At 70.9% G+C, this 12,348-nt stretch carries 12 protein-coding genes; 5 read left to right on the forward strand and 7 right to left on the reverse strand.

Annotated features, from left to right (window positions below):
- Positions 1–260: 260 nt before the first annotated feature.
- Positions 261–677 carry a hypothetical protein gene (locus ABGB11_RS28255; RefSeq protein ID WP_347637541.1) on the forward strand — a complete coding sequence of 139 codons (417 nt, stop codon included), beginning with the start codon at positions 261–263 and terminating at the stop codon, positions 675–677.
- A gap of 36 nt (positions 678–713) precedes the next feature.
- Here ABGB11_RS28255 and ABGB11_RS28260 read toward each other — a convergent pair whose 3' ends face one another.
- The 4 genes from ABGB11_RS28260 to ABGB11_RS28275 all read right to left on the reverse strand — a co-directional run bounded on the left by ABGB11_RS28260 (position 714) and on the right by ABGB11_RS28275 (position 3,527).
- Positions 714–1,091, reverse strand: a complete 378-nt coding sequence (locus tag ABGB11_RS28260; protein ID WP_347637543.1) for a nuclear transport factor 2 family protein — start codon at positions 1,089–1,091, stop codon at positions 714–716.
- Positions 1,092–1,484: 393 nt separating this feature from the next.
- Entirely contained in the window at positions 1,485–2,351 is an 867-nt protein-coding gene (gene sigJ, locus ABGB11_RS28265) for an RNA polymerase sigma factor SigJ (RefSeq protein WP_347637545.1), read from the reverse strand.
- Complete coding sequence (locus tag ABGB11_RS28270; protein ID WP_347637547.1) at positions 2,348–2,965, reverse strand: carboxymuconolactone decarboxylase family protein; 618 nt, start codon at positions 2,963–2,965, stop codon at positions 2,348–2,350. The genes sigJ and ABGB11_RS28270 overlap by 4 nt, the downstream gene beginning before the upstream one ends.
- Positions 2,966–3,041: 76 nt before the next feature.
- Positions 3,042–3,527 carry a MarR family transcriptional regulator gene (locus ABGB11_RS28275; protein WP_347637549.1) on the reverse strand — a complete coding sequence of 162 codons (486 nt, stop codon included), beginning with the start codon at positions 3,525–3,527 and terminating at the stop codon, positions 3,042–3,044.
- Between the two features lie 76 nt (positions 3,528–3,603).
- Here ABGB11_RS28275 and ABGB11_RS28280 point away from each other — a divergent pair, with 76 nt between their 5' ends.
- Positions 3,604–4,482: a haloalkane dehalogenase gene (locus tag ABGB11_RS28280; RefSeq protein WP_347637551.1), complete on the forward strand. Its 879-nt coding sequence runs from the start codon at positions 3,604–3,606 to the stop codon at positions 4,480–4,482.
- 5 nt (positions 4,483–4,487) lie between these two features.
- Positions 4,488–5,468, forward strand: coding sequence for a zinc-binding dehydrogenase (locus ABGB11_RS28285; protein WP_347637553.1), 981 nt, complete (start codon positions 4,488–4,490; stop codon positions 5,466–5,468).
- Between the two features lie 318 nt (positions 5,469–5,786).
- Here the strand turns inward: ABGB11_RS28285 and ABGB11_RS28290 are convergent, their stop codons facing one another.
- From ABGB11_RS28290 to ABGB11_RS28300, 3 genes are all read right to left on the reverse strand, one after another.
- Positions 5,787–7,805, reverse strand: coding sequence for an ATP-binding protein (locus ABGB11_RS28290; RefSeq protein WP_347637555.1), 2,019 nt, complete (start codon positions 7,803–7,805; stop codon positions 5,787–5,789).
- A 120-nt stretch (positions 7,806–7,925) separates the two neighbouring features.
- The gene (locus ABGB11_RS28295) at positions 7,926–9,356 is read right to left on the reverse strand and encodes a hypothetical protein (RefSeq protein ID WP_347637557.1); all 1,431 of its coding nucleotides are present in this window, start codon (positions 9,354–9,356) and stop codon (positions 7,926–7,928) included.
- A 343-nt stretch (positions 9,357–9,699) separates the two neighbouring features.
- Entirely contained in the window at positions 9,700–10,500 is an 801-nt protein-coding gene (locus ABGB11_RS28300) for an SAM-dependent methyltransferase (protein ID WP_347637559.1), read from the reverse strand.
- A gap of 276 nt (positions 10,501–10,776) precedes the next feature.
- Between ABGB11_RS28300 and ABGB11_RS28305 the strand changes: the two genes are divergently transcribed.
- Both ABGB11_RS28305 and ABGB11_RS28310 read left to right on the forward strand, forming a co-directional pair.
- On the forward strand, positions 10,777–11,103 hold the full coding sequence (locus ABGB11_RS28305) for a YciI family protein (protein WP_347637561.1): 327 nt from the start codon (positions 10,777–10,779) through the stop codon (positions 11,101–11,103).
- A gap of 56 nt (positions 11,104–11,159) precedes the next feature.
- Positions 11,160–12,338 carry a sigma-70 family RNA polymerase sigma factor gene (locus ABGB11_RS28310; RefSeq protein WP_347637563.1) on the forward strand — a complete coding sequence of 393 codons (1,179 nt, stop codon included), beginning with the start codon at positions 11,160–11,162 and terminating at the stop codon, positions 12,336–12,338.
- The last annotated feature ends 10 nt before the right edge of the window (positions 12,339–12,348 follow it).

Here is a 12,348-nt window from a genome sequence, read left to right on the forward strand (position 1 = left end):
CGCGACCGCGACCGCGACAAATGATCGATCGCTCCGACGACAGGCAGGCGACAGCGTCACGAAGGCGTCGCCCGGCAGGGTTGCGGCCTGATCATCTGAGGTCGGGTCTATGGCAGGTCCGGACGGTGCTGAGCAGCGCTGACGGGCCCGCCCTGACGACCACCACCAAGGTCGGGTCCGCGAGTGAGGCACGGGGAGAGCGCCTGATGCCTGGCGCGTACAGTCGGCAACAATCGGAGGAGAATCTGTGACGCGTTCACATGCCCGAAGGCGCGTGGCGGGAGCAGCGGTCGTTCTCGCATTCGGTGGCATCGCCGTTTCCGGGTGTGCGTCCAATGCCGCAACGCTTCAAGCCCACCGGTGACGAGCTGGGCCATCTCTCGCCGAGAAAGGTTCCGGGAAGCACCGCCGTCTACAGGCTCCGGCTGCTCAGCCAGTCGTCGTACCTCACCACCGCCTCGCCAGCCGAACGCGACAGCCTCGTGGCCGGCGGGAAGTTCAGGTACGAGGGCGTTCCCGGCTTCATCTCCACGCAGGCCGGTGCGGGCAAGATGGCCATCTGCCGCGTCAGCAAGGGCTCCTTCTGGAAGATCATCCCCACCGCACAGGCCGGTGACTTCAGGAGCCAGGGATGGACCGGCTGCGACGGTGTCGGATACACCTGGACCACGGCCTGAGCCCGGCCTTCGACAGGCGTGCCTCTCCACCGGTTCCTAGTGTCCGTCGGGTTGGTCCGGGGTGAAGGGCCACTCCTCGAAGTGATCGCAGCGGCCGTCGGCGTCGAAACGCATGATCCAGAGGTCGCGCCAGCGCGCCAGCTCGTCGCGCTCGTACTCGACCTCGATCCGCACCACCGCCGTGCCGCCGTCGACGGCCACGATCTCGCTCGTCATCGTGAACGGTTCGTCGGGGCCGTCGCGCTCGGCGTCCCACCAGACGCCGAGCCGCGACAGGCCCTCGATCGGCTGTGCCCAGGGTGAGGGCAGGTACGACACGTCCGGCGAGAACAGCTCGGCGAGCTGCTCGCTGCCGGGTGTGCGCCACGCCCGCTCGTATCCGGCGACCCACCGTCCTACGGCATCTCTGTCCACACCTGCCATGCTGCCAGCCACGCCACCGGAAGCCGCTCACCGCTCGCCGGCGGCGCGGTTCGACAGCACGAGTGCCGCCGCCCCCGCCACGACGGATTGATCTACATGCGTCTCAGTTTTGTCTCTGCCTTTCAACAGCGGCGAGAACGCCGCGGTGCCCGTGTTCGGCATGCCCTACGAACGCCCGGCTTCCAGGGTGAACTGATCACCGCCGCGAACCCCGTGCCCGGTGCGGTCGTCGGGGACGAGGACATCGTCGCCGCCGGTCTCCAGCGCTACTTCGACGCCGGCGCCACCGAGCTCATCATCGAGACCGACCGACCGTTCCGGGAGAGCACCGGCGCACGTATGGCGCTTCCTCGGGCGGCGGGCTCCCTGACTCGGCAGCAGGGCCTATCTGGCGAGTCCGGTCGGCACCTCCAACCGCGTCAGCTTGTGCGGATTGGCCACCGCGTGGATCCGGGTCACACGCCCGTCCTCGACCACGAGACTTACCGCGGCCACCTGGCCATCGGATTCGACCCGCCCGGCCGGCGCCCCGTTGAGCCAGACGGCCGACACCGTCCGGATCGAGTTCGCGAGCGCCTTCGCGACGAGCTCGGCCCCGTGGACCGGAGCCTGGGCGGCCGGTGCAAGCCCGCCGCCGTCGGCGATCAGGACCACGTCCGGCGCCATGACGTCCATCAGCGCCCCTACCTGTCCCGTGCGCACCGCGACCAGGAATCGTTCCACCACGGCCTGCTGCTCCGACCGGCTCACCCGCACCCGGGGCCGCCGGGCCGCCACGCGTCCGCGTGCCCGCCGCGCGATCTGCCGCACCGTGGCCGCGGGCTTGTCGACGGCCTCACCGATCTCGCCGTACGGCAGCTCGAAGACCTCGCGGAGCACGAACACCGCACGCTCCACCGGAGCGAGGGTCTCCAGCACGGTCAGCATCGCGATCGAGACACTCTCCGCAAGGGCGATGTCCTCGGCGACGTCGGGGCTGGTCAGCAGCGGTTCCGGCAGCCATTCACCGATGTAGTCCTCGCGGCGGCGCGACAGCGTGCGCAGGCGGTTGAGCGCCTGCCGGGCGACGAGCCGGACGAGGTACGCGCGCGGGTCGCTCACCCGCGCGCGGTCGACTCCGGCCCACCGCAGCCAGGAATCCTGCAGCACGTCCTCCGCGTCGGCCGCCGACCCGAGCATCTCGTAGGCGACGGTGAACAGCAGGCTGCGGTGGGTGAGGAACGGGTCCTCGGCCGTCGCGTCCCCGCTCATGCCGTCGACGCCGCACCGGGCTTCTCCGGGACCTCGGCCAGCGGGATCTCGCAGGCGTCGGAGAACCCCTGCGAGGCGACCCCGTTCGCCACGTTGGCCCTGGTCGCCATGTTGACGAAGGCGATGACAGTGGTGAGCTCGACCATCGCCGCCGGGCCGAGCCGCTCCAGCAGGCTCGCGTACTGCTCGTCGGTGACGGTCGGCGGCGTGTCCGACATGGCCTCGGCGTACGCCATGACGTCCCGCTCCAGCGGGGTGAACACGTCCGAGATCCGCCAGCGCGGCACCTGGCTCGCCTTGACCAGATCCAGCTCGTCGTTCTGAGCCTGGAAGTAGCCCACGTCGAGGCACCAGCTGCAGCCGATCTGCGCCGCGACGGCCATGTGCGCGAACGACTTGAGGGCCTTGTCGGCCGCGCTCCACGTGCCCGCCTTGGCGCCGAACTCCAAGTTTTCCTGGGCGAGCACGGGGTTGTGCCACAGCACTTCGACGTTCTCGGGGACGCCGCCGAACTGCTTGATCATGTTCTTCTTGAGCTCGTCGGGAAGCTCGGCCTTCGGTAGGCGCAGCGCCATGACGTTCTCCTTGTGGTGTGCGTTCAGGCTGTTCGGCATGAAGACACCGCCGCCCCCTCAGGGCGTGACAGCACGGGCGGAAAGAACGCGGCACTCCGCCCTCATCGCCCCACCCTCAGTCGAGATGGTCGTCGGCAACGGACGTCAGCCGCTCCGCCGCGCCGGCATCCGCGTCGGCGATGCGGTCCAGCAGGCGATGGAGAAGGGCGCGAAGGGTCTCGAACTCCTCGGGACTGGTCAGTTCGGCCCACCGCTCCTCGATCCGGTCCCCGGCGCCGGCCGTCAGCGGCTGCACCGCCTTCCCTCGCTCGGTGAGCACGATCAGCCGAGACCTGCCGTCGCGCGGATTGGGACGGCGTTCCAGGTAGCCGTCCCGCTCCAGCTGGTCCACCGACTGCGCCATGGTCTGCTTGCGCACTCCGGCGCGAGCCGCCAGGTCGCGGATCTGGATGCCCTCCGGCGGGACGAAGGGGAACACCTTCGCGTCCCCGGGCCGGATGTCGCCGAAGCCCGCTTCGACCAGGGCCGCCTCGATGCCGGCGGCGTACTCGCGGTGGAGCAGCCGCAGGAGCAGTGACAGCCGCGGTCGCTTTCCGTTCATATTGACAGGCACCTGTCTACTTTCTAGGTTGGTCAGGTACCTGTCTAGTATGTCAGTTTCCTCAGGGGAGCCCGTCATGCCCACCGCGCACGTCATCGATTCGACGATCTTCTATCGGGAGGCCGGCACGGGACCGGCCCCGATCGTCTTTCTGCACGGCAACCCCACGTCGTCCTATCTCTGGCGGCACATCCTGCCCGTCGTCGCGGAATCCGGACGCTGCCTCGCGCCCGACCTGATCGGGATGGGCGAGTCGGGCAAGCCCGATATCGACTACACCTTCGGCGACCACGCGCGGTACCTCGACGCCTGGTTCGACGTCCTCGAACTCGACCGGGTCGTGCTGGTCGGCCACGACTGGGGCGGCGCCCTCGCCTTCGACTGGGCCGCCCGCCACCCCGGACGGGTGCGCGCCATCGCCTTCACCGAGACGATCGTGAAGCCGATGTCGTGGGACGAGTTCCCCGCCGAAGCCCGCCCTCTGTTCGAAACCATGCGAACGCCCGGTGCGGGCGAGGCCATGGTGCTGGACCGGAACGCGTTCATCGAGGAGGCGCTGCCGCGCACCGTCGCCGGCGGGCTGAGCGACGAGGACCTCGCGGTCTACGCCCGCCCGTACCCGACCAGGCGGAGCCGCGTCCCGCTGCTGCGGTGGCCGCGGTCGATGCCGCTGGACGGGGAACCCGCCGACGTCGTCGGCAGAGTCGACGCCTATGGCGAATGGCTGGCGACCAGCCCGCACGTGCCCAAGCTGCTGCTCGCCTTCGAACCCGGTCCGGGCGCGATGATGAGCGCGGAACTCGTCGGCTGGTGCGCCGCCCACATGTCCGCTCTGGAGATCGAGACGCACGGGCCCGCCGGCCATCACACCCCCGAGGACCAGCCCGAGGCCATCGCCTCCTCGCTGGCCGCGTGGCTGGACAAGCACGGCCTCGTCTCCGGGACGGAGGGCTGACCGCGATGCGGGCGATCAGGCAGGCCGCCTTCGGCGGCCCGGAAAAGCTCCGGCTTGAGGACGTGCCCGACCCGCACCCCGCCGCCGGCGAGGTGAGGATCCGGGTCGAGTCGGCCGGCGTCCACCTGCTGGACACGGTGATCCGCCGGGGCGGAGGAGGCCCGCGGGTCGCGACCTCGCTGCCCATGACGCCGGGCAGGGAGGTCGCCGGGATCGTCGACGAGGTCGGCGCCGGCGTCGGCACAGGCCCCATCGGCCGGCGCGTCGTCGCCGACCTCGGCCTGGCCGGCGGCGGGTACGCCGAACTCGCCGTGGCGTCGTCGGCGGCCGTCCACCTCCTCCCGGACGACGTCGACGCGGACTCGGCCGTGGCCATGGTCGGCACCGGCCGCACCACCATGGCGATCCTCGAACTCGCCGCGCCGTCCGCCGGCGACGCCGTGCTGGTCACCGCGGCCGCGGGCGGGATCGGAACCCTGCTGGTCCAGGCGTGCCGCGCCGCCGGCGCCACGGTGGTCGGCGCCGCGGGCGGCCCCGGCAAGGTCGCGCTGGTCCGCCGGCTCGGCGCCGATCACGCCGTCGACTACAGCGCGCCCGACTGGACTGGCGCGGTCCGTGAAGTGCTGGACGGCGGGCCGCTCACGCTCGCGCTCGACGGCGTCGGCGGCCCGGTGGGCCGGAGCGCGCTCGAACTGCTCGGTCCGGCGGGACGGCTGGTCATGTTCGGCTCGTCGTCCGGATCCCTGACCGAACTCTCGGCCGCCGACCTGTTCAGCCGCGGCATCAGCGCAGCCTCAGCCGTCGGCGCCCGCATCCTCGAACGACCGGGCGGCATCCGGACGCTGGAACGCGATGCTCTGCAGGCGCTCAACGACAAACGTCTCCACCCGGTGATAGGCCAGCGGTTCGCCCTGGCGGACGCTCCGGCGGCCCATGCCGCCCTGGAGTCCCGCGCGACCACAGGAAAGACCGTCTTGAGGCCGTGACTCGTCCTTCGATCTGGCTCGGGAGCCCGGTCACAGTGGACAAGGTGATCGAGGAATTGAGCCGACGCGGTTGGCTCACCGCCCAGGAGCCCTACGCCCTCACCCCGGCAGGAAAGGCCGCCCACGCTGCCCTGGCGCAGAGCGTTGAGCGGACAGCGCGCAGGATCAGTGCCGGAGTGACCCCGGACCGTTATGCCGACACGGTCGAGGTGCTCCGCCACATGGTGGAGAACGCCGAAAATCTGCCGAACTCTGTCCACACTCGCGGCAATGGATGGGGCTCTGCTTCGATTCTGGATCTCCCGGACGGTTGCTTGGTCAGCGCGGAGGGGGCTCGGGGTTCAGTGGAATGCCGGCGAGTTCCTGGGACCAGAGGAGGTCGGTGAGGCGTGTGGTGGCCTTGACCAGGTGGCGACGGTAGGTGGAGAAGGAGAGGTGGAGGGCCTCGGCGGCGGCCTCTTGGGTGGGGGCCGGGTGCAGGTAGGTGCGGTCGAGGACGCGGCGGAGCGGAAGCGAGCGGGGGTCTTGGGCCAGGTGGTCGATGGCGGTGAGGAGAGTGGCGCGGAGGCAGTCGGGGGTGAGCTCGGTGACCAGGGCGGTGCCGAGGAGGGGGTTGCCGGTCAGCTGGTCGGGGCGGTTCAGGTGCAGGAGCGCCTGGCGGACGGCCTGGTCGAAGCGATCGCGGTCGAGCGGGGCAGGGCGCAGGAGTTCGGGCGGTGGCGGACCGGTCTCGCCGGTGAGTTCGCGTTCGCCGACGAGGTCGAGCCACCGTCCGAAGGGCAGGCGGCGCCAGTCGATGCCGTAGATGGTGTGGGACAGGTCCGCGGAGGCGACGGTGCCCTGCCTGGTGAGAGCGAGGTAATTGAAGATCGGGCCCCAGTGGCCGGGGTCGGTGGTGGCGGTGAAAGACCAGGCCAGCGGCCGGGTGGCCCAGTCGACGGTGGACATGACCGAGGCCGCCAGGGCGGCGTGGGGGTCGCGCTCGTGGCCGTCGGGGCCGATGACGTGGCGGGCGATGCTGATCTGCTCTCCGGGCCTGGCCGGGGAGATCCGGTCCGCCGTCGCCAGCGCGGCGCGCAGTACGGGATCGGCGTCGCGGAGGTCGGGGTCGGCGGGCCAGACGCATTGGAACGCGCAACCCGCCAGGCCGGCGGAGGTACGGACCACGACGAGGTTCTCGGGCTGGGCGGCGAGCCATCGTGCGGCGACGGCCGCGGTCTCTGCGCCCTCGAACCGTTCGATCAGCGCTAGGACGGCGGGATGGTCGTCCCGGCGTCCGGGTGTCACCGCCGCGGTCCGCAGCTCCGGCAGCGACCAGACGGGGCCCGCGAGCGGCGTCCGCCGGAGCAGGAAGACCTTCTGGTGGGCGGCCAGCCACCGGTCCGCGCCACCGACCCGGCGCAGGCCGTTGACCGCGTGGTCGTGGACGAGGCGGTGGACGCGCCGGTAAGCCTCGGGGGAGCGGCGCCGCAGATCGGCGGCGATCAGGTCCCGTACGAGATCGTGGGCGTACAGGCCGTCGCTGCCCCGGCCGATGAACGGGCGGTCCTCCAGCCAGGCCCAGACCTGCGCGGCGCGATCTCCGACCGCGCGGCGCAGAAGATCCTCGGTGGTGAGCCACGCATACGCGCACACCGCCAGGCCGGTGGCGTGTGCCTCGTCGGGCACGCCACCGACGACCCGTCGCACCAGGGCCGCGACGAGATCGGGCGCCTGGCCCAGCTCGTCCGGCGGCGGCCCCGTCGCGGCCGCGTCGGCCAGCAGCGCCAGGACGAGCGGGTGGCCCCGGCCGAGCTCGGCCAGGCGCGCGGTCAGCGGCGCGGCCACCCCGGCCCGGACCAGCAGTTCGACGCTCTCGGTGCTGGTCAGGGCCGACAGGGCACGGCGGACGGTGAGCGCGCGCCAGCCCGGATCGCTGCGCCACTGCGGGCTGGGCGGCTCGCGTCCGGCCAGCACGACGACCATGCCCGCCGGGAGCGACGGCAGGAACTCCTCGCGGATCCAGGTGTCCAGCGCGGCGAGGTACTCATAACCGTCCAGTAGCAGGACGGCTTCGGAGCGGCCTCCTGCGTGCTCGGTCGCCTCGCGGAAGGACTCCGGTGAGCATTCGACGTCTCGCCCGTCGACGGAGACCACCGGACGGCCTGCGGCCAGCGCACGCATCCGGAACTGGTGAAGCAGCGTGGTCTTGCCGATCCCGCCCGGGCCGTGGATCAGCAGGATCCGGCGTGGTGTCCCCGCTCCGAGCGCCTCGGTGAAGGCGGCGAGCTCGCCGGTCCGCCCCACGAAAGCCCGCCGGCGCTCCTCGTCGATGACCGACGCGAGGTTGTCCGCCATTTCCACTCCCACGGCCGGGAACCCACGCTAGCGCCGTCCCCGGCCGGGCGACAGACCCGGAAGGCCGCCGCGGACCCGGTGGGATCCGCGGCGGCTGGGCGGTCAGGGAGTCTGCGGTGGCTACGGCGCCGGGGGCAGGCTCCAGGTGACCGTCGCGCCGAGATCGATCGGACGGATCGCGCCGGGCCTCTCGTCATCGCCGATGACGCTGCTCACACCGAGCGCGTTCCCGAGGGCGCCGTCGACGTTGTCGCCCCAGCACCGGACCGTACCCGCTGTGGTGACGGCGCAGGTGTGCGCGATGCCCGCGGCGAGCGCGACGACAGAGTCTCCGGCCAGCCGTACCCATGAGGCGCTCGACGGCGGCTCGTCGTCGCCGAGGTCCTCGAACGTGCCGAGGTCCGGCAGGCCGAGCCGGCCGTCCTTCGACTGCTCGCCCACATGCCCCCAGCACCGGACGTGGTGGACGGAGCCGGCCAGCGCGGTGCAGGTGTGGTCATATCCGGCGACGGCCGTCGTGACGCCGGTCCCGCCCAGATCCACCGGGTCGGAGTCCGAAGGCAGATCGAGGACCGGGGAACCGAGCCCGGTCGCACCGTAGGTGTTGTCGCCCCAGCAGAGGAGCGTCGCGTCCTCCAGGGTGGCGCAGGTGTGTGCGCGGCCCGCCGTGATGTCGACCGCCTTCATCCCGTTCAGGTCGACTTGCCCGGCCTCCGCCGGCGTCTCGTTGTCGCCGATCTGCTCGGTGAGATCCGGGAGCCCGAGCTGGCCGTGGCTGTTGTCGCCCCAGCAGTACACGGCCCCGTGGTCGGTCACCGCGCACGTGTGATCTTCGCCCGCGGCGATCGCCCGGACCTTGCGGGGGCCCAGCGTCACGGCGTTGACCTGGCCGGGGTTCTCCGTATCGCCGATGATCTCCTCGGCATTCTCATAGCCGAGTTGGCCCTTGTCCGAAAGGCCCCAGCACATGACGTCATCCAGGTCGTCGATGACACACGTGTGGCTGCCGCCCGCGGCGATCGCCTTGGCGGTGCGGTTCCTCCCGAGGTTGACCATGATGTCGCCGCCGACCGGGACGTCCGCGGGTACCTCGTCGTCGCCGATCGAACCGTCGTTCGCTTCCTGATCACCGGACCCGAGGATGCCGTAAAGGTTCTGCCCCCAGCAGACGACCTCGCCGCCGACCAGGACGGCACAGGTATGAAGGTTCCCGGCGGCCACCTTCCATGCCAGGTTCCCGCCCAGGTCGACAGGCGCCGCCGCGCTCGGTGGCTCGTTGTCGCCGATTCTCCCCTGGTTCGGGTCGGCGTTGAGGCCGTGGCCCAGCTGGCCGAATTCGTTGCTCCCCCAGCACCGCACCGCGAAGGCGTCGTCGACCACGCAGGTGTGCCGGAGGCCGGCGTCGATTCGCTCGCGTACCTGGGCCGGTATCGGTACCGGAACAGCGCCGGCCGGTGGGAGGAACGCCATTCCTGCGCCGATCACTGTCATCACCACGAAGATTGCGAGCCGTCCGGCTCGCAGCACCCCGCTGATCCGATCTTTTTCCACGGACTTCCTCCTCGGACTCCGGCCATCAGGCGGCCGCGCCCCGAGGATCGGCCGATCGGCCGCCCACTCTCCAGCTCAAAAACCTGTCATCCTTTGTCCATCAGCGTGCGCGCGCCGATGAACAAGCGCCCCGACCCGCCTTCGCGTCCACGCGGACGTACCGAAAGACGAAGCATGCCGGGCCACGGCCGGGCTGGACGCGCGTCTACTTCCGATGACCGATCGTCACAAGGAAGCTGAGAGCTTGGCGCTCTGGCATCAGATCGCCGTCCTTGAAAACCAGCTTTGGAAGAGGGGCCGGTTCACCGTGGCGGACTGGTCATCCAACGTTATCGAGAGGCGTTCAGGGTTTCCTGGCCACGCCGCCGTAGGCGTCGACCGGCGGGGACGCGGGCGGGTTGGGCCGCCACTGTGAGATGTCCACGATGCCGGGCTCCAGCACCTCTAGCCCCTCGTACAGCTTGGAGATCTGCTCGGGACTGCGCAGGTTGTAGGGGACCGCGCCGGACTTGTTGTATTCGGCGTTGACGCGGTTGTGCGCTTCGTTGGTGTTGGCGCCGTCCCAGTGCACCAGGTAGCTGCCCGCCGGCACTTCCTCCAGCAGGGCGCCGATGATCGACCGGGCCTGGTCGACGCTTTCGGCGTGGCCGAGTACCCCCATGAACATCACCGCGACCGGCTTGCTGAGGTCCAGCGTCTTCGCGGCACCGGCGATGATCTCTTCGGGGCGGTGGAAGTCGCTGTCGATGTAGACGGTGACGCCTTCGGGGGTGGTGTTGGTGAGCAGTGCCCGCGCGTGTGCCAGCACCACCGGATCGTTGTCGACGTACACGATGCGGGCTCGGGGGTTGATGCCCTGGGCGACCTCGTGGGTGTTCTGCTCGGTGGGCAGCCCGGTGCCCACGTCCAGGAACTGCGTCACCCCGGCCTCGCCGGCGAGGTGGCCGACGGCGCGCATCAGGTACTTGCGGGCCTCGCGGGCTTGGGCGAAGACGCCGGGGTAGCCGGCCGCGTAGGCGTCCCCCGCCTGGCGGTCGACGTCGTAATTGTCCTTACCGCCTATCCAGTAGTTCCAGATGCGTGCCGAATGCGGCACCGACTCATCGATCTCGCCGACCGGTCCGGCCCCTTGATCATCGGCCATCTGAGAGCCTCCCGTACGAGTGGGCATCGATGGTGAAACCCTACGGATTCTCGTATGTCCGTAACCATATAACGATCTCTCGGTCGGAGCCTTCCCAGAAGAGACGGACACGGCCTCGCCCGGTGAGGAGGCGGGCCGGGGCGCGCCAAGCCCAGGATCATGAGCCCAAGGTAGTGACGGGGTGCTTGGCGAAGTTCGTAGATTCGCGCCGCGTTGTGTCCATCCGCAGCCGCCCCGTTCGTCGTAGGGGTACGTCGAGAGGAACGGAGAGGTGACATGCGGTACATGATGCTGGTCTGCGTGGATGAGTCCGTGGAGCCGGATGGAGACGACGCGCTGCCCACCGCCTGGACGAACGAGATGGACGCTCGCGGCGTGCGGACGTTCGGTTCCCGGCTGCGCCCGGTGGCGGACGCGACGACCGTAAGGGTCCGCGAGGACGAGGTGCTGCTGTCGGACGGCCCGTTCGCCGAGACCAAGGAGCAGATCGCCGGGTTCGATCTGATCGAGTGCCGGGACCTGGACGAGGCGATCGAGGTCGCGTCCAAGCACCCGGCGGCCCGCTTCGGGACGATCGAGGTGAGGCCGCTCTGGGAGGGCTGAGCCAGGACGTCGAGGCCGCGGTCGCCTCCGCCTTCCGCGAGGAGTGGGGGCGCGTGGTGGCGACCTTGATCCGGTCCTTCGGGGACTGGGACCTGGCCGAGGAGTCCGCACAGGACGCCTTCGCGCAGGCGTTGCGCCGCTGGCCCCGGGACGGCGTTCCCGACCGTCCCGGGGCCTGGCTGACCACGACGGCGCGCAACCGCGCCCTGGACCGGCTGCGCCGCCGCACCACGGAGGCCGGCAAGCTCCGCGAGGTCGCCGAACAGTCGCGACTCGACACGTCCGTCCCGGCGGTGGAGGCCACCGTGCCGGACGACCGGCTGCGGCTGATCTTCACCTGCTGCCATCCGGCGCTGCCGCTGGAGGCGCGGGTCGCCCTCACCCTGCGCACCCTCACCGGCCTGACCACCGCCGAGATCGCCCGAGCCTTCCTGGTGCCCGAGCCCACGATGGCCAAGCGGCTGGTGCGGGCCAAGAACAAGATCCGGAACGCCGCGATCCCGTACCGGGTGCCGCCGGCCCACCTGCTCCCGGAGCGGACCGGCGGCGTGCTGGCCGTCCTGTATCTGCTGTTCAACGAGGGGTACTCGGCGACGGCCGGCGACGGCCCCCTGCGTTCGAACCTGTGCGCGGAGGCGATCCGCCTGGCCCGCCTGCTGATGCGGCTGATGCCGGACGAGCCCGAGCCGCAGGGGCTCACCGCGCTCATGCTGCTGCACCACGCCCGCCGCTCCGCCCGCGTCGACGCCGCCGGTGACCTGGTGACCCTGGAGGACCAGGACCGCACCCGCTGGGACCGCGACGAGATCACCGAGGGCACCGCCCAACTCGATGCGGCCATGCGACGGGGGCGTCCCGGGCCCTACCAGGTGCAGGCCGCCATCGCCGCCTGCCATGCCACGGCCCGGGACGCCGCCGACACCGACTGGTCCGAGATCGCCGCGCTCTACGGACGGCTCGCGGGGATGATCCCGTCCGACGTGGTGAAGCTGAACCGCGCGGTCGCGGTGGCCATGGCCGAAGGCCCCGCAGCCGGGCTGGCACTGGTGGACGATCTGGCCGCGTCGGGCGGGCTGTCCCGCTACCACCTGCTCGCGGCCACCCGTGCCGACCTGCTGCGCCGCCTCGGCCGCCGCGCCGAGGCGGCCGCCGCGTACCGGGAGGCGCTCGAACTGCCGTCCACCGAGGCCGAGCGCCGCTATCTCTCCCGCCGTCTCGCCGAGGTGTCCATCTGACCGTTCCTCC

The sequence above is a fragment of the Actinomadura sp. B10D3 genome (assembly GCF_039871695.1).
GTDB lineage: Bacteria > Actinomycetota > Actinomycetes > Streptosporangiales > Streptosporangiaceae > Spirillospora > Spirillospora madurae.